A 15,937-nucleotide genomic window follows, 5' to 3' on the forward strand; every position below is an offset into this window, starting at 1 on the left:
CCCTCGATCGTAGCCTCGTCTGATACAACAAATGGTCCATCATCTGTAGATAATGAGAAGATTGGTGTACCTGTACCTGAAGTACTTACTATGGTTAATGTGCCATCGGCATCATCATAACATGTTACATTCGTGCTTGAGGTTACTAGGGTAACATTATCTGGCTCATTCACATTAGCAGTGCAACTGCTAGAACAATCTGTATCATTAGCATCCCTAACTAAAATAGTATAATCTGTACCTGACGCGGATAACGTGCTAAATGTATGCTCATCATCGCCCCCATCAGCAAACCAATCCGTACCATTATTAATACTAAATTCATAATCGCCACTACCTCCTGTACCAGTTACTGTAATTGAACCATCTGATCCCCCATTACAACTTACATTACTAGGAACGGCATTGCAAGTAACTTGAGATACAGTAATTGTTTCTTCACAAGTCACGATAACACCTGATTCATTTCCTAATTCTACTTGAACAGTATACGACCCTCCTTGTATTGTAGTAACAGATACATTTGCGGTATCAGTTATCCCACCATCAAAAGATGCTCCTGCGGTGTTACTAACAAATGTCCATGAATACGTATCGGCTCCTGAAGCTTCTGGAACACCAAAATATTGAGTATCTCCAGCACATAAACTAGTTGGACAATCTATAGGTTCCCCCTGTGAATTAGTACATAACCCAGTTGGGTTTTCTGGAAAATCACTAGGACAAAGAGGCGCAGCCAATGCAATTTGCAAAGACCGATCTTGGTTACCTAAATTCCCTAAATTCCAATCTATAACTCTCATATGATATGGTGATCCATTAATGCCACCAGCCGATAAAATAGGACTAAGTCCCCAATCTTGTCTTAGAGCAATATGTCCTCCCCAAGACATTATTACAGTTTCTTGAGATGGCGTAAATTTAACCGTAAATTCTACTTTTGTTTCTCCTCTAGTCAAGTCTAAAACTTCCACAGCATTTAGTGGAGTGCCACTTTCAAAATATTCGTAAGTAACTCCATAGCCATTATTAAAATCGGCGCCCCATATAGATATAAATCCATCTCCAAGGGCTCCATAACCATCATCATCTCCATTAGTTACTAATGCATTAAACTCATTTCTAGCATTTTGAACACCTGTAATACCATCGTTTGGAGCTGCTAAATAAGAAGGAAGCGTAATATCAAGTCTATCATCTGGAGCAGACAAAGCAGATGGAAGTAAAGGATTTACTTCTTCTTCATTGGTATGGGGTACCCCAAAATTATGTGGTTGAAGTTGCTGATAATGTGTTATAAAATCTATAGCATATTTTGAACCATTAACCAAATCATATCCTAAGGTTAGAATAACTTCTTGATTTATTGGCATATTAATCATAGTCGCTCTATACGCTACTGAATGTCCTTCAATATAATGAGCCTGATTTGGATTTAAATTACCATTTTGCCACATCATTGGGTCATCAGGATTTGCACTGTCTTCATTTCCTGCCTGAGCCAAACTAATCCCTTGTCCATAAATTGTCGTGGACAAAAGAAACATCCCCATTGTTAAACAACAATAGATTAAATTTTTAATGACGGTACTTTGAATAGACCAGCCATTTGGTTTTGTAAAATTTTGCATAATAGTAGAAATTAATTAATAGTCGTGTTTACCTAACAGGAAGTAAATATTATAGGCAGATAACAGGGAATTTATTAAGCATAAAAAATTATACTAAATAAATTATTTTGCTATTAATCAATAAAATTAACCATTAAAGGTTATCCTAATATTCTTAAGGGAATAATATAACAATATAAATATTTAAATCAATTTACCAACATTAATTCGTTAAAAATCAATAATTCACGACCAACTGTTTAGTTTTTTTTATATTAATTTTCTATTTTTGATGAAGCATTCTCCTAACTTAGAAAATAACCGCACTAAACTTTCGCTTTTAGATTTAAGCAATTATTAGAAATTGCCAAACAACCCAATTTAGTAAAATTGATACATCAGACGATTAAAAAAACTATGTTCAAAATGCTGTGGATACTTATTATCAAAAAACCACAATACCTTTTATTGTGTTTGATAAATTAATAAATACCTATGCTGGTTGTACACGTTTTGCTTAATTAATTGGAATAATAAAGTATTACTTATTGGTTGGACTTGGATTGGGAGTTTAAACAAGATAATGAAATGAAGTTACTCTTAAGCTAGTAATTAATTTACTATGACATTAGCAAAAGTTGTTTATTATAAAGCGACATATTCAGATATTCCCAAGTCATTTTCAACAATATACATTTCAGGCTTACCAACTGCAATTTCCATATTTATAACACATCGAACAAAACCTTCTTTGACGCTTTTTAAATGGTTTGCAGTAATTTCTATACCACGCACAAAAAACTTCTCGGTATCAATAAAAATATGAGACGCAACTACCAACACTTTCAGCTAATGCTGCCGTAGCTCCACCATGCAACACACCATCAGGCTGATACACTCTAGAATTTATAGGCATTCTTGCGACTAAAAATTGTCACCATAATCTACAATCTCAATGTTTAAGGTTTCCATTAAGGTGTTTTACTCACTTTGTTGGCTTGCTCTAAAATGTCTTCTTTAGATATTGACATAAAATAATGTGTTTCTTTTGTGTTGGTAAAAACACAAAACGCCATGCTATTCTAAACGCTATTTTATTTTGAATTCATTAGAATAATTGCAAATTAGTTTTTGGTAAGTCTGACCTCCTATTCAAAAAAAAATTAAATTTATTAAATTATTTTTGCGTAACCGAATAGTTACATTTATATTTGTAACCAATCAGTTACTTAATTTATGAGAAGAGATGTATTTCAAGCTATAGCAGATCCCGTACGAAGAGATATAATCGATCTTCTTTCAAAAAGTAAGCTTACTATAAATGAAGTGGCTGATAAATTTGAAATTAGCAGGCCAGCTATTTCAAAGCATTTGAAAATTCTTGACGAATGTGGTATTGTTTCCTTTGAAAAAAAAGGACGAGAACGCATTTGTTATATCAATCATCAGAATTTAATTCCTGCTTTCCTATGGATTGATAAATATAATAAGGAATGGGAAAAACGAATTGATTCTTTTGAAGACTACGTTAATCAATTAAAACACAAAACAGACAACAATGAGTGATTTAAACAACAGAACGCTTACACTAGAAAAAATATTTGATGCACCAATAGACATTGTTTGGAAAGCTTGGACAGCATCAGAACATATATTAAAATGGTGGGCACCTCAAGGTATGAGCTTAAAAGTTATTGAACATGATTTTAAAGTTGGGGGTACATGGAAATACACTATGCCAATGCCAGATGGAAACGATTTTATTTCTGAAGGTACCTACAAAGAAATTGTAGAAATGGAAAAAATTATTACCAGTGCCGATTTTAAACCTATGACAGAGAATGTAGAGTTACAAGCTTTTTTTGAAGCACAAGGTGATAAAACAAAATTCACATTTAGCGTCGTACATGAAACTGAAGAGTATTGCAAACAGCAAGAACAAATGGGATTCTATAACGGCTGGGGTTCTGCTTTTGATAGATTAGGTAAGCTTTTAGAAGGTATTTAATAATTAAGAAGAATAAAAATATAGAAAAGGCATTTGATAATAAATCGAATGCTTTTTTTTATTTTCAAAGTACAAATAATTATATTTGATTTAGTTTTAATTAAAAAAAATTCCTGTCTTCTCAGGAATAAAAACTATGAAAATACCAACTCTAGAAAACGAACGTGTAAAATTATCAGTTTTAGGTTTAAGCAATTATAAGCTTATTACTGAAATTGCTCAGCAACCTAATTTGGTACAATACTCCCCAAGTAAAATTGATACACCTGAAGATTTAAAAAGTTATATTCAAACTGCTGTTGATGCTTATTACAAAAACACCGCTATACCTTTTATAGTTTTTGATAAGCAAACGAATGCATATGCTGGTTGTACACGTTTTGGATTAATAAATTGGAAAAATAAAGTATTACATATTGGGTGGACTTGGATTGGAACACAATTTCAAGGTAGCGGACTTAATGCCAATATGAAGTTTTTAATGCTACAATATGCTTTTGAAACCCTGAAGTTCGATAAGGTTGAGTTTCGTATAGACGAACGTAATATAAAATCTAGAAAAGCAGTTGAAAAATTAGGTGCAAAATTAGAAGGTATTTTACGTAAAGATACGCTTATGCTTGATGGTTTTAAACGAAGCACATGTTGTTACGGTATTATAAAAGAAGAATGGGAAGATATAAAGAATGATATCACTTTATAATTTTCACTCCATTATTTATTCAGACAATTTTAAATGCACTTTCTTCCCTACTCTAACAACTATATCTATAATTTCTTTAATGTCTTTTTCTGAAGTTCTGAAATTGACAATACAAGCTCTCAAACAATAGTGTTCTTTACCAATAGCGTTAGATAAAAACACATCACCGCCAGTTTGTAATTCATTTAATAAATCTTCATTTAACCTATTAAGGTATTCGCTGTCATTATTACCTTCCAAAGGTTTATAACGAAACGTAGCAATGCTTAAATTTTGAGAAACCGCTTCTAATTCAGGATGTTTGTTAGCAAGGTTGAATAACATTTCAGAAAGCTGAATATCTTCACTAATTAGTTTTTCATAACCACTTCTACCTACTTGTTGTAATGCTAACCAAACTTTTAAAGCTCTAAAACCACGCGAGTTTTGAAATCCGTACTCATAAAAATTCTGAGCAACATCATCTTCATTATTACTAAAGTTATAATATTCTGGATGCGAACTATAGGTATCAATTAAATGTTGCGGATTCTTTACCAAAGTACAACCAGCTTCAAGTGGACTATACAACCATTTATGAGGATCTAAAGCAATAGAATCAGCATCCATAATGCCTTCAAACATCTGTTTTAGTTTTGGAATAATAGCAGCTGGCGCACCATAAGCTCCATCAATATGAAACCACAAGTTGTATGTTTTACAAATAGTAGCTATAGCACTTAAATCATCAACCATGCCTGTACTAACATCGCCAGCAGTTCCAACTACCATTAATGGTGTGCAATTGTTTTCTAAATCCTTTTTTATGGTAGATTCTAAAACCTTAATATCCATTTTATTGGAAGCATCCGTTTGTATCCAACGTACCGCGTTTGTACCTAAGCCAAATAAAATAGCTGCTTTTTCAATCCAGGTATGTGTTGTTTTAGAACAGTAAACTGTTAATTTATTAGATGTATTTTGAATACCTTCTTCCTTAACACTTTTTGGTGCTTTCGCAGTTCTTGCCGCTAAAAACGCCGTGAAATTCGCCATATTACCACCACTAACTAATATGCCACCATAGTTGGGTGATACACCAATAAACTCACATAACCACTTAACCGTTTGTTTTTCAATTTCGGTTGCTATCGGGCTTAAAATATGAGCGCCAACATTAGGGTTTACAGAAGCTACTAGTAAATCGGCCAATGCGCCAATTGGAGCTGCAGAAGATGTTATATAGCCAAAAAACTTAGGATGCCCGTTAAGTAAGGAATGGTTAAACAATAAATCGGTTGCTTTAGACATCAATTCGTTTGCATCTGTTCCGTTTTCGGGTAAGGGCGCGTCACCTAAAATGCTTTGTAATTGATTCGGACTCTCATTTGGAGTCACTGGTTTTTTATCTATGGAACCAATAAAATTAGAAATATCATCAATTAATTGATACCCGATTTTTCGAAATTCCTCCGAATCCATTTCGATGGATGACGTTCTGGTTTTTGACATGGTAATTGCTAATGTATTTATGTATCTACTAATTTAGGAAATATAAACTAGATTGGGAATTCGGGAGGGTTTCAAGAGTTACGCTTATCGGTTACGTATAATATTAGTGGCGCGTTTAGGCACTAATTTAATAAATAGAAACTTGCCAGCGGAAAATTCCGCAGGAATTTTCCAAGTAGGCTAGAACCAGCCATTAATTTTATGCTTTGTTGGCAAATCGTATTTTGTTTCAATAAACTATTTCAGTTATTATTAATCGTTTTATGAAATAGTCATTAAAATCAACTTTAGATTTTAACATTCCGCCTGCAATAATAAATGGGTGAATTATTCCAGCAGCTTCTCGTATGTCAAGGTATTTGGTCAAATAATCGGATTTGTTAGTGATTGAATTTAATGCTCTTGAATAGCTACCAACATAATTTATATCAATCCAATTTTTTCGAGATTCGATGATGGAATCCACATTAATCGGATCTTTGTATCTAAACGAAGATTCAGAAGTATTGTATCCGAAAGTTCCATCTGGCAATAAATATTTACGCCTAATTTTTAACATTGGAACTCCATTATAACTCAAAGTCAGTTTTTTTGGGTCACGTTCAATCCAAATCGAGTCAGGAACACTGTAAACTTCTAGTCTCAAATCACTTTTTTCAAAAATTTTCCTGCTGCTTTTTGAAAACTTATTCCAATATTCTGTATCCTCTTTTATCAGTTCAGTTAAAAATTGCTTGTATGCACTTTTTGTGTTTAAATTCGGGTATTGTCTTTTAAGAAAGTCCGATTCAAAATCGTTGACAAGATAAGTCAGAGTTTTGCTATTTTCTTTTCCCAAAACTTTTTCAAATTCTGCTATATTTTTTTTATTAGAACAGCTAAAAATCAGAAGTAGAATTATGAATAGATTGATGAGTTTCATTTTTAGATATATGTTTGCCAACGTTTAAGATATGAATCTGTTTCAATGATTTATATCATCCGATAAGCGAAGCTAGAATTTTCTTACCACAAAATCAATTGTTTAATATGATAATTTACAACAAGTTATAAACAGTTGTCAATAAATATACCTACCAAAATATTGAAAAGTGTTTGTTTGATTTTATTAGATTAAATAAAAACTTAGTAGTACGCTTTAGGTGATTTCTCCTAACGTCGAAATGACTCGTAATTGTAAAAAACACTCGTTTGTCATGTCGACATGAGGCACGATTGAGACATCGCATAATACTCACACGCAAAACAATGTAATTATTTTATGGTTTAAATAATTTAATTTCAAAAATATATTTGTTAAGAATTTTCAAACATTTACATTTACTCTACGAAACTATTGCATCCTTTTTATATGAAAAACGTCGTTATTGCTCTCCTAATTACTTTTATAAGTTCGTCTTCCCTATTTTCTCAAGTCATTAAAAAAAAAGAACCTTCTTGGATAGATCATGTCGATTATTACAAATCTGAAATGAATAAAGACGATGTTGCCGAAGGTTCTGTAACCTTACTTTACGACAACCAAGTTAACATACCCAAACAAGAAGCGTATTCTAGATTAACTACCAAAATTATTGACAACATTGGTGTGCAAAACGCCTCTAACATTACTATAGATTACGACCCAACATACCAAACCCTAGCCCTACATAAGGTTAATATTATTAGAAACGGAAAGGTTCTAAACAAATTAGATATTGCAAATTTTCAGGTAATGAGACGTGAGCCTAATGCCGAAATGTATTTGTATGATGGGTCGCTCTCGGCTGTTTTAAATATTTCTGATGTTAGAGCTGGCGATATTATAGATTACTCATTTACTATAAAAGGATTTAATCCATTGCATAAAAAATTCTCGGTATCTTTTTACCTAAACGATTTAGTACCTATTGGCAAAATTCATGGCCGTATTTTATCTAAAAATGAATTAAATATTAAGTCTTTTAATACCGAAATAAAACCTGAGATTTCTAAAAAAGGTAATTTACATCAATACAGATGGCTTTCTACAAATACCGAAAAATTAGATTACGAAGAAAACACACCAGAGTGGAAACTTCTTTTTGAAACCGTTTTTGTTAGCGAATACAACTCGTGGAAAGAGGTTGTTAACTGGGGTGCAAACCTTTTTAAAATAAAAGAACCTTTAAGTCTAGAACTTTTAGCCAAAATAAAAGAGATAAATAATACTTATAAAACCGAAGGTGAAAAAATAAAAGCCACTCTAAATTTTGTACAAGACGATGTTAGGTATTTAGGTTTAGAATCTGGTATTGGTGGCTATAAACCTTTTACACCAAACACTGTTTTTGAAAGACGTTTTGGCGATTGTAAAGACAAAAGTTTATTAATGACAACTATGCTTAATAGAATGGGAATTACCAGTTACCCAATGCTTGTTAATACTACTTTAAAACATACCACAAAAGACTTACTACCGTCTCCTAAATTTTTTAATCATTGTGTTGTTAAAATTATTGATGGTGCTAAAAACGAGTTTTGGTACGATCCTACCATTTCTAATCAAGGTGGCGAATACAATACAACATATTTCCCAAATTATGAATGTGGTTTAGTTTTAAAAAAGGACAATGATATTTTTGATGATATTGTATCTTCTTTTGATAATCGTGTAGATACTATGGAAGAATACACTCTCGAAGGTGTTGGAAAAGGTGCTAATTTAGTAGTAACTACAACTTATTACGAAAGTGAAGCGGATAATATGCGTAACTATTTTAAATCGTACAGTATTAGTGCTATAAAAAAGGAACTAGAAGCCTATTACTCGGCCTATTATTTTAATGTGTCATCAGTTAACCCTCCAAAATACTCAGATAATATAAAAGAAAATATATTTACATTAAATGAAGAATACCAATTAGATAGTTTATGGCAGCCTATGATTGAAAAGAAAGGTTATTTGTCTGCTACTTTTATGCCAACAAGTTTAGTTAATATCATTTTTGAACCAAAAAAAGAAACTAGAAACGAAGATTATGCTTTGTACTATCCTATATCAAGATCGCATAGAATTAGATTAAAAGTTCCTACAAATTGGCCTATTGAAAAATTAGACATTGATATAAATTCTTCTGGGTTTTATTATGAATTAGATGTTAATTATCAAAAACGAGATAAAATTATAGATATCTCACATTTTTTTAAAACTCAAAAAGATTACATTTCTCCTGAAGAATATAAGCAGTATACCAAAGACATTAGTAAACTAGACCAAAGTATTTCGTATATATTATATGCTCCAGAAAATTATTCTAGTAGCAGCGCCCCTATCGATTCCAATTTAATAATGAATGGTATTATGAACATTATTAAGCTCTTAATAGGCTTAGCTGTAATTATTGCTATTGTTATATTAATTTATTGGAAAATGAATAAGGACAAGGGGTAAATATAGATTTTCTTGTAGAGCCTTTTTTTATTATGCAGTAATGAGGTACGTTTGAGATAATATCTATTATTTTAAAAACCTAGAATTCTCTTTATGTGATTTCTCCTATCGTTGAAATAACTAGCGCCTGCTTAACATATTGCTTAATTCTTAGGCTTCCAGTTTGTAACCTTTAATATTTTATGAAATATTTCGTTATTCTGGTATACACCTGAGAACTCTTCTGCTCCCGGACCATAAGCAAAAACAGGTATTAAAGTTGCTGAATGCCCTCCTGTAGAGAAAGTTGGTGTAATGTCGTTATAATCGCTATACTCTTTACCATCTGCATCTTTTTTCTTTGTAGATGCTAGCGTAAACCCTCCTGTTTCGTGGTCGGCAGTTACAATGACTAAAGTATTCCCATCTCGTTTGGCAAAATCTAGTGCTTTTCCAATGGCATTATCAAAATCTATTAATTCTGAAATAAGAAAATCGCTGTCGTTATCATGTCCGCCCCAATCTACTTGAGAGCCTTCAACCATTAAAAAGAAATTAGAATTGTCTTTATTCAAAAATTGAATTCCAAGTTCTGTTGCATTAGGTAAAAAATCACCTCTTCCTTTTGCTACTGCCGGCATATGTTTTTCACCCAATACATATGCAAACTTTGATGCCGATTTTATACTTTCAATACTACCCAAGGCTGTTGTGTCAATTTTAAATGATTTAGCTGTTAAATCATCAAAAAGATTTCTTCCGTCTTTCCTTTTATTAAAAAACTTAATTCCACCACCAGCAAGAAAATCAATATCAGATTCTACTATGTCTGAGGCAATTTCTTCATCAAAATTTCTACTTAAAGCATGTGCTAAAAAACTAGCAGGTGTTGCGTGTGTTAAAGATGATGTAGATATAACACCTGTTTTAATCTGTAATGGTGATACAATTTCAACCAATGAGATTAACTCCGTTGAATCTTTAGCAACACCAATGGCGCCATTATAAGTTTTTGTACCTGCTGCAAAGGCCGTAGCTCCAGCTGCAGAGTCTGTAATATCATGACTAGAAGAAGACGTATTAATTAATCCAATATGTTTAAAACGACCATAATTAGGCGCTGTTTCTTTAAAATAAAAAGCTGAAGACACTTGTGACAAACCAGTACCATCTCCTATTAAAAGAATGACGTTTTTAGGTGTATTCTTTTTGGTTTCTGTTAATGTTTCTACTGGCTTACAAGAACAAAAAGCAATGATACTAATGAACAAAAGATACTTTGTAAATTTCATTATTTAAATATTAGAATTTGAAGCGATAAAGTTAATTAAATCAATGTCACTAAAATGTTTTTTTTATAATATTTATACAATTCCTCCTAAAGCAGAAATAACTCGATTATGTAAAACCATACGTTTGTCTTGTCGAAAAGAGGAATGACTGAAACATCACAACATTCGCGTTTTTATTATTATTTCTTAATTATCAAAACCCAATCGGTTAAAGTATCTGGTGCTGTAAATGTAACGGAGTCATTATTAGATACTGAAATAGCATCTATAATTATTTTGTTACCTGTTTTAGCATCTAACCAAATAGCATTTTTATAATCGCCTGCTTCTAATTGTAAATCAAACGGGTTTCCACTTGTTGTAAATACTAAGTATTGGTTTCCTTTTTCAGATAAACACCATACTTTTTTAGCATCATGATTAGATAATAAAGCATCCGTTGGAATCATCTTGTAGAATGTAATCTCATTCATCATGACATCACTTAAAATATCTAATTCTAAAGTAGATGCTAAATACGGGTTATCATCTTTAAAAAATGGTAAACCTTCAGGACCAAAAGCTACCAGTTCGTCTTCGCCTGCTTGTCCGCACCAATTAAAAGAAGCTCCAGCAGTAACACATGCCCAAGCTGCTTGACGTAAATCGTCTAAAGTTGCCTTTGTACGTTTCTGCCAAAAACGTCTCCATAATGCGTTACCTTCAATCATATATACAGGTTTCCCTGGAACATAGCCAGCTAAACAAGCCTCGTGATGTGTCCATGGTTCTTTCCAATAAGGTCTATCAACATCACGTTCTTCAGAAAATATATAATGATTTTCTATAGCTGCAAAATTATATGCTTCACGATGGTATTCGTTATTAATGGGATACTCATCTTCATAAGTACGTAAATGATTAAACACATCGTATTTTTTAACTAATTGTGCCCAACCAAGTTCTTCTTCTTGTCTGTCTCCTGGAACTTCCCAAACATAGCCCCAACCCGCAATATTTGCATATGGTGCTAATCTGGCAACTACATAACGCACATAAAAATCTTTTTCAGCATCACTTAAACTTGTCCATTTTGGACCATCATTTCTACTACCATCAAAACCAAGAAACATGTGTAAGCCTACATCTTTATTATTTAACCATTCTACATGGCTTTCCATAAGCTTCCATACATCTAAACGCATAGTGCTTGATGCTTTACCCTCTTTATACAATGTTAAGTCTTGAGTTGTTGGCACTGGTCCATCATGATAATATTGCTCAAAACAGCATAAAGATAACAGCCAATTAACTTGTAAATGATTATACCCATGATCTATCATAGGTTGGTATACATTTTTTGTAATCCAATCTAAAGGTTGTGCTATAGAAGCATGACCGCTTTCATAATAAGATTTTAACCATACAGGTTCTTCGCCATTATAAGCAAACCACCTTGGGTTTTCTTTATAAGCCTTTAAAATACCTTTACCTGCTTCTTCAGAAGTACATTCAAACTTTGCTTCTCCTCCTTCAGTAGCATCACTCCAATTCCATTTATAAGTCCATACTCCTATTTCATTTGGAATAAAACGCATTTTCCAAATATTTCCAGTAGTAACATCTCCACCGCCTTTACCATCGCCATCAAAAAAACCAAAAAACTCAGTTGTTTTTCCTGAAGGTGAAATGAATGTTGTATTCAATTCAACATCATTAAACTTATTAGCATACACATTTTTATTTTCTAATGTTTTTTCAAACGTTCGATGCAAACCAATTTGCTCTAGAGGTTCTGGTTTTGCACAACTAAATGCTGTAAAAGCAATAGTTAAAAAAAGTAAAAAAGTAATTCTCATCTTGTGTTTAGTTATTTGGTTGGTATGACTGGTTGTATAGTACCATCATCATTATAAAATAATTTATCAAAACAAATAGATCTTCGGTATGGATGCGGACTCGTTTTATGTCCCCAACCAAACTTACGCTCAATATCTGGGTTATTTTTGTAATACAAATCGGAGTTATGATAAAACATATACCATTGTCCTTTATATTCTACAATAGAATGATGATTCGTACCACTATTCATTTTAGGTAAAATAATACCTTTATAATCAAAAGGCCCTAACGGATTATCACTCATTCCGTATTTAATCTCACCACTTTCGCCAACATAAGATAAATAATATTTGCCTTTGTATTTATGCATCCAAATAGCTTCAAAAAAATCATCGGTACCTTCTAATAAATGAACTTCTCCATCATAAGAAATCATATCTTGATTTAGCTTTATAGCATTTACAACCAGTTGCCCCATATATAAATAAGCTTGTCCGTCATCATCTATAAATACAGCAGGATCAATAAAATCGCGATTACAAACAACACCTTCTGTATTGGTATGAATTAATGGCTTACTTAACGGATCTACGAATGGACCTGTGGGTTTATTACCAACGGCAACACCAATTTTACTATGCTCTACAGGATAATAAAAATAATATTTACCGTTTCTATTAATGCAATCTGGTGCCCAAGCCTGAGAACTTGCCCAATTAAGGTTATCTACAGAAAATGCTTTTCCGTGGTCTGTCCATGTTTCCATATCAGTAGTGGAAAACACATGCCAGTCTTCCATAGTAAATTTTATAGCATCATCTTTATCATGAGATGGATAAACATACAATGTATCGTTAAATACCCTAGCTGATGGGTCGGCAGTATACATGTGCGTAATAAATGGGTTTTGAGATAAAACCAATTTAGTAATTAAAAAACAAATGGTTAATAGCGTGAATCGAATCATTATATTTAGTCTTTGGTTAAAAGTTTAATTGGTGTAATCTAAGTTAATAAATCAAGATAACTTGCCTTAATATTAATGCTCTCAATTTCCTTCACAAATTTCGTTTTAGGCTTCTGTTTTATATAATACGTTTGGTATTCAGTAAACCCTAACTTTTTTGTATTTATATAACTTTGATTTAATATGCACCACGAATTTCGTTATGAATGGCTGATTTATATAATTGTATTAAAGCTTCATGTGTTTCAGAAGACATAGCATCTATATTAGAAACTTCAGCATTTGAAATGACTTGATTGGTGGAACTTGCACCAGGAATAATTACACTTACAGCATCATGATCTAACAACCAACGTAATGCCAATTGCACCATAGATAAGTTACTTGGTAAAATGTCTTTTTTTATAGTTTCTACAAATTCTAATCCTTTTTCAAAAGGCAGGCCTGCAAAAGTTTCACCTACATTAAAAGCGTCTCCGTTTCTATTATAATTTCTATGATCGTTCTCTGGAAAAGTAGTATCAGCACTAAACTTACCAGAAAGCAAACCACTTGCTAATGGCAAACGCACTATAATACCTACTCCTTTTTCTTTTGCTTTTGGAAATAACTCGGTTACTAATTTTTGACGGAATACATTAAAAATAACTTGTAGTGATAATAAGCCTTCTTGTTCTATACAAATTAAACCTTCTTCAACAGTTTCTACACTTGCTCCAAAATGCTTTATCAAACCTTCTTGCTGTAATTCGCGTAGCCAATTAAAAATATCACCATCTATTAAATACTGAGTTGGAATACAGTGTAATTGTAATAAATCTAACGCATCTACTCCTAATCGTTTTAAAGAACCTTCAACGGCATTTCTTAAAACTGCTTTTGAATATTTATCTGGATACGCATCTCCAGTTCTACCAAACTTTGTGGCTACACGTATTGGTGTATCACAAGTTTTTAAAAATTCACCTATTAGAGTTTCACTTTTTCCATCACCATAAACATCGGCTGTATCAAAAAATGTTATACCATTTTTAACAGCTTCATTTAAAATACTAAAAGCTATTTCTTTTGAAATATCTTGTCCCCAATCTGCACCTAATTGCCAACAACCTAAACCAACCTCACTCACATTAAATCCATTATTTCCTAGTTTTCTACTATTCATTATATATTATTTAAATTAAAATCAAATTTAAAGTTTTTAAACACTTTATCGTAAATATACTTATACAAACGAATATTTTGTCTTATCTATAAATTAATTAGATATTTTACATTACCAAATTAAAAATATTTATGAAAACAATTGTTCTAGTTCTTACCCTAATGTTTACAGGATTGTGTCATGCTCAGTTTATATCAAATGATGGTGAATACCATGTTGCAGCAGGTGCTTTAATTTCAGGAGTAACATATACTTTTGTATATTCCAAAACAAAAAATAAAAGCAAAGCTTTTTGGTATAGCTTAGGGGCGTCTGCTCTTGCGGGTATTACTAAAGAAGTTTATGATAGTACAAAGACTGAAAATAGTTTTGATAATGCAGATGTTCTTGCTACTGTAGTCGGTGGATTAACAGCAAGTGCTAGCTTGAGTTTATTTGTTGGCAACAAGAAAAAGAAAAAAAACAAAGAGATTGCTTTAGTTAACTAGTCAAATACCTAATAATATCTTTTGTTGGTAGAATTTTATGAGTATGTTCTATACTAGGACCTGCAACCCATACCGTTTTATAAGTTGCTTTAGTTGCTGCGTTTTTAGTAGCATTCATGCCTATTGAAAAGCGAATCATTTTAACCCATTTTTTAAGTTTTCTATTTTTATTTAAAATCGATTCTAACCAAGTTTGTTTCGTTCCAATTTTCTGCACATATGGCGTATTAATAACTGTACAAGGTGTGCCAGAAATACGTTCTGTCATAACAATATCATCTGCTCCATAATCTACACAAGCTTGTTTATATTCGTTAGTAACACTTGCTTCAATTGAAGCTATAAACGGACTTCCAACTGAAACACCTTCTGCTCCATAGCTTAACATAGTATCAACATCAGCTTTACAGCCAACACCACCAGCAGAAATTATTGGAATACTACAATTTTTACTAAGATTTTCAATAAGTGCTTTTGGCGTTTCATTACCTCTATGTCCTCCTGCTTTATTATTAACCGCAATAATAGCATCGGCGCCTAAAGCTTCTACTTTTTTTGCAAATTTTAAATCGACTACATCACAAAAAACTTTAATTCCTACTTTATGAGCTTGATTTATTGTTTCCTCTGGACTACCTAAAGATGTAATTATAAAATCACAACCTTCTTCACAAATAACACGTAGTTGCTCTTTATATTTTAAGTTTGATTTATTTACTATTAAATTAAAACCAAAAGCGCCTTCTTTAGGTTTAGCTGCTTTTAACTGTCTTAAGGCTATTCTTAACTCGTCGAGTGTTCTATAATTTAATGCAGGAATACATCCTGCAATACCTCCATGCATAGCCTCTTTTACCATTGCTACGTTTGAAACTAAAAACATAGGAGCCTGAATAATAGGGTGTTTTATACTTAAAAGCTTAGTGAGTTTTGTAGCCATAATTATTTTTATTCAAATATAGTAAAATATTATGCGCGCATAGTAACTGATAATCAATTAG

General features: G+C 32.3%; 13 protein-coding genes and 1 pseudogene. 5 read left to right on the plus strand and 9 right to left on the minus strand.

Features of this window, described 5'->3' with window-relative positions:
* Window positions 1-1,631: SprB repeat-containing protein (locus ACH5TW_RS02010; RefSeq protein WP_439334806.1), on the minus strand; the 1,631-nt coding region annotated here is incomplete at its 3' end.
* Window positions 1,632-2,348: 717 nt separating this feature from the next.
* A pseudogene (locus ACH5TW_RS02015) lies at window positions 2,349-2,641 on the minus strand (PaaI family thioesterase); the annotation flags it as partial.
* A gap of 205 nt (window positions 2,642-2,846) precedes the next feature.
* Between ACH5TW_RS02015 and ACH5TW_RS02020 the strand changes: the two are divergent.
* The 3 genes from ACH5TW_RS02020 to ACH5TW_RS02030 all read left to right on the plus strand — a co-directional run bounded on the left by ACH5TW_RS02020 (window position 2,847) and on the right by ACH5TW_RS02030 (window position 4,321).
* Entirely contained in the window at window positions 2,847-3,176 is a 330-nt protein-coding gene (locus tag ACH5TW_RS02020; RefSeq protein WP_439334807.1) for an ArsR/SmtB family transcription factor, read from the plus strand.
* Window positions 3,169-3,618 carry an SRPBCC domain-containing protein gene (locus ACH5TW_RS02025; RefSeq protein WP_439334808.1) on the plus strand — a complete coding sequence of 150 codons (450 nt, stop codon included), beginning with the start codon at window positions 3,169-3,171 and terminating at the stop codon, window positions 3,616-3,618. Before ACH5TW_RS02020 ends, ACH5TW_RS02025 begins: the two co-directional genes overlap by 8 nt.
* A gap of 136 nt (window positions 3,619-3,754) precedes the next feature.
* Complete coding sequence (locus ACH5TW_RS02030; RefSeq protein WP_439334809.1) at window positions 3,755-4,321, plus strand: GNAT family N-acetyltransferase; 567 nt, start codon at window positions 3,755-3,757, stop codon at window positions 4,319-4,321.
* Between the two features lie 15 nt (window positions 4,322-4,336).
* On the opposite strand, the gene ACH5TW_RS02035 is transcribed toward ACH5TW_RS02030, so the two are convergent.
* Both ACH5TW_RS02035 and ACH5TW_RS02040 read right to left on the minus strand, forming a co-directional pair.
* Window positions 4,337-5,812 (minus strand): pyridoxal phosphate-dependent decarboxylase family protein, encoded by a 1,476-nt coding sequence (locus ACH5TW_RS02035; protein ID WP_439334810.1) that lies wholly within the window; start codon window positions 5,810-5,812, stop codon window positions 4,337-4,339.
* A 229-nt stretch (window positions 5,813-6,041) separates the two neighbouring features.
* Complete coding sequence (locus ACH5TW_RS02040) at window positions 6,042-6,734, minus strand: hypothetical protein (protein WP_439334811.1); 693 nt, start codon at window positions 6,732-6,734, stop codon at window positions 6,042-6,044.
* Between the two features lie 429 nt (window positions 6,735-7,163).
* Between ACH5TW_RS02040 and ACH5TW_RS02045 the strand changes: the two genes are divergently transcribed.
* Window positions 7,164-9,224: a DUF3857 domain-containing transglutaminase family protein gene (locus ACH5TW_RS02045; protein ID WP_439334812.1), complete on the plus strand. Its 2,061-nt coding sequence runs from the start codon at window positions 7,164-7,166 to the stop codon at window positions 9,222-9,224.
* Window positions 9,225-9,367: 143 nt separating this feature from the next.
* Here the strand turns inward: ACH5TW_RS02045 and ACH5TW_RS02050 are convergent, their stop codons facing one another.
* From ACH5TW_RS02050 to ACH5TW_RS02065, 4 genes are all read right to left on the minus strand, one after another.
* The gene (locus ACH5TW_RS02050; protein WP_439334813.1) at window positions 9,368-10,495 is read right to left on the minus strand and encodes an alkaline phosphatase; all 1,128 of its coding nucleotides are present in this window, start codon (window positions 10,493-10,495) and stop codon (window positions 9,368-9,370) included.
* Window positions 10,496-10,674: 179 nt separating this feature from the next.
* Entirely contained in the window at window positions 10,675-12,333 is a 1,659-nt protein-coding gene (locus ACH5TW_RS02055; protein WP_439334814.1) for a DUF5060 domain-containing protein, read from the minus strand.
* A gap of 11 nt (window positions 12,334-12,344) precedes the next feature.
* Window positions 12,345-13,283: a family 43 glycosylhydrolase gene (locus ACH5TW_RS02060; RefSeq protein WP_439334815.1), complete on the minus strand. Its 939-nt coding sequence runs from the start codon at window positions 13,281-13,283 to the stop codon at window positions 12,345-12,347.
* Window positions 13,284-13,461: 178 nt separating this feature from the next.
* Window positions 13,462-14,448, minus strand: a complete 987-nt coding sequence (locus tag ACH5TW_RS02065; protein ID WP_439334816.1) for an aldo/keto reductase — start codon at window positions 14,446-14,448, stop codon at window positions 13,462-13,464.
* Window positions 14,449-14,579: 131 nt separating this feature from the next.
* Here ACH5TW_RS02065 and ACH5TW_RS02070 point away from each other — a divergent pair, with 131 nt between their 5' ends.
* Window positions 14,580-14,936 carry a hypothetical protein gene (locus ACH5TW_RS02070; RefSeq protein ID WP_439334817.1) on the plus strand — a complete coding sequence of 119 codons (357 nt, stop codon included), beginning with the start codon at window positions 14,580-14,582 and terminating at the stop codon, window positions 14,934-14,936.
* Here the strand turns inward: ACH5TW_RS02070 and ACH5TW_RS02075 are convergent.
* On the minus strand, window positions 14,929-15,876 hold the full coding sequence (locus tag ACH5TW_RS02075; RefSeq protein ID WP_439334818.1) for an NAD(P)H-dependent flavin oxidoreductase: 948 nt from the start codon (window positions 15,874-15,876) through the stop codon (window positions 14,929-14,931). The genes ACH5TW_RS02070 and ACH5TW_RS02075 overlap by 8 nt on opposite strands.
* Window positions 15,877-15,937 lie beyond the last annotated feature (61 nt).

The sequence above is a fragment of the Thalassobellus sediminis genome, from assembly GCF_044386045.1.
In the GTDB taxonomy this organism is placed as follows: Bacteria; Bacteroidota; Bacteroidia; order Flavobacteriales; family Flavobacteriaceae; genus Thalassobellus; species Thalassobellus sediminis.

Excerpts from the sequence above, each read along its gene's own strand:
- ACH5TW_RS02020 (WP_439334807.1), top strand. The coding sequence starts at position 2,847 with ATGAGAAGAGATGTATTTCAAGCTATAGCAGATCCCGTACGAAGAGAT.
- ACH5TW_RS02025 (WP_439334808.1), top strand. The coding sequence starts at position 3,169 with ATGAGTGATTTAAACAACAGAACGCTTACACTAGAAAAAATATTTGAT.
- ACH5TW_RS02030 (WP_439334809.1), top strand. The coding sequence starts at position 3,755 with ATGAAAATACCAACTCTAGAAAACGAACGTGTAAAATTATCAGTTTTA.
- ACH5TW_RS02035 (WP_439334810.1), bottom strand. The coding sequence starts at position 5,812 with ATGTCAAAAACCAGAACGTCATCCATCGAAATGGATTCGGAGGAATTT.
- ACH5TW_RS02040 (WP_439334811.1), bottom strand. The coding sequence starts at position 6,734 with ATGAAACTCATCAATCTATTCATAATTCTACTTCTGATTTTTAGCTGT.
- ACH5TW_RS02045 (WP_439334812.1), top strand. The coding sequence starts at position 7,164 with ATGAAAAACGTCGTTATTGCTCTCCTAATTACTTTTATAAGTTCGTCT.
- ACH5TW_RS02050 (WP_439334813.1), bottom strand. The coding sequence starts at position 10,495 with ATGAAATTTACAAAGTATCTTTTGTTCATTAGTATCATTGCTTTTTGT.
- ACH5TW_RS02055 (WP_439334814.1), bottom strand. The coding sequence starts at position 12,333 with ATGAGAATTACTTTTTTACTTTTTTTAACTATTGCTTTTACAGCATTT.
- ACH5TW_RS02060 (WP_439334815.1), bottom strand. The coding sequence starts at position 13,283 with ATGATTCGATTCACGCTATTAACCATTTGTTTTTTAATTACTAAATTG.
- ACH5TW_RS02065 (WP_439334816.1), bottom strand. The coding sequence starts at position 14,448 with ATGAATAGTAGAAAACTAGGAAATAATGGATTTAATGTGAGTGAGGTT.
- ACH5TW_RS02070 (WP_439334817.1), top strand. The coding sequence starts at position 14,580 with ATGAAAACAATTGTTCTAGTTCTTACCCTAATGTTTACAGGATTGTGT.
- ACH5TW_RS02075 (WP_439334818.1), bottom strand. The coding sequence starts at position 15,876 with ATGGCTACAAAACTCACTAAGCTTTTAAGTATAAAACACCCTATTATT.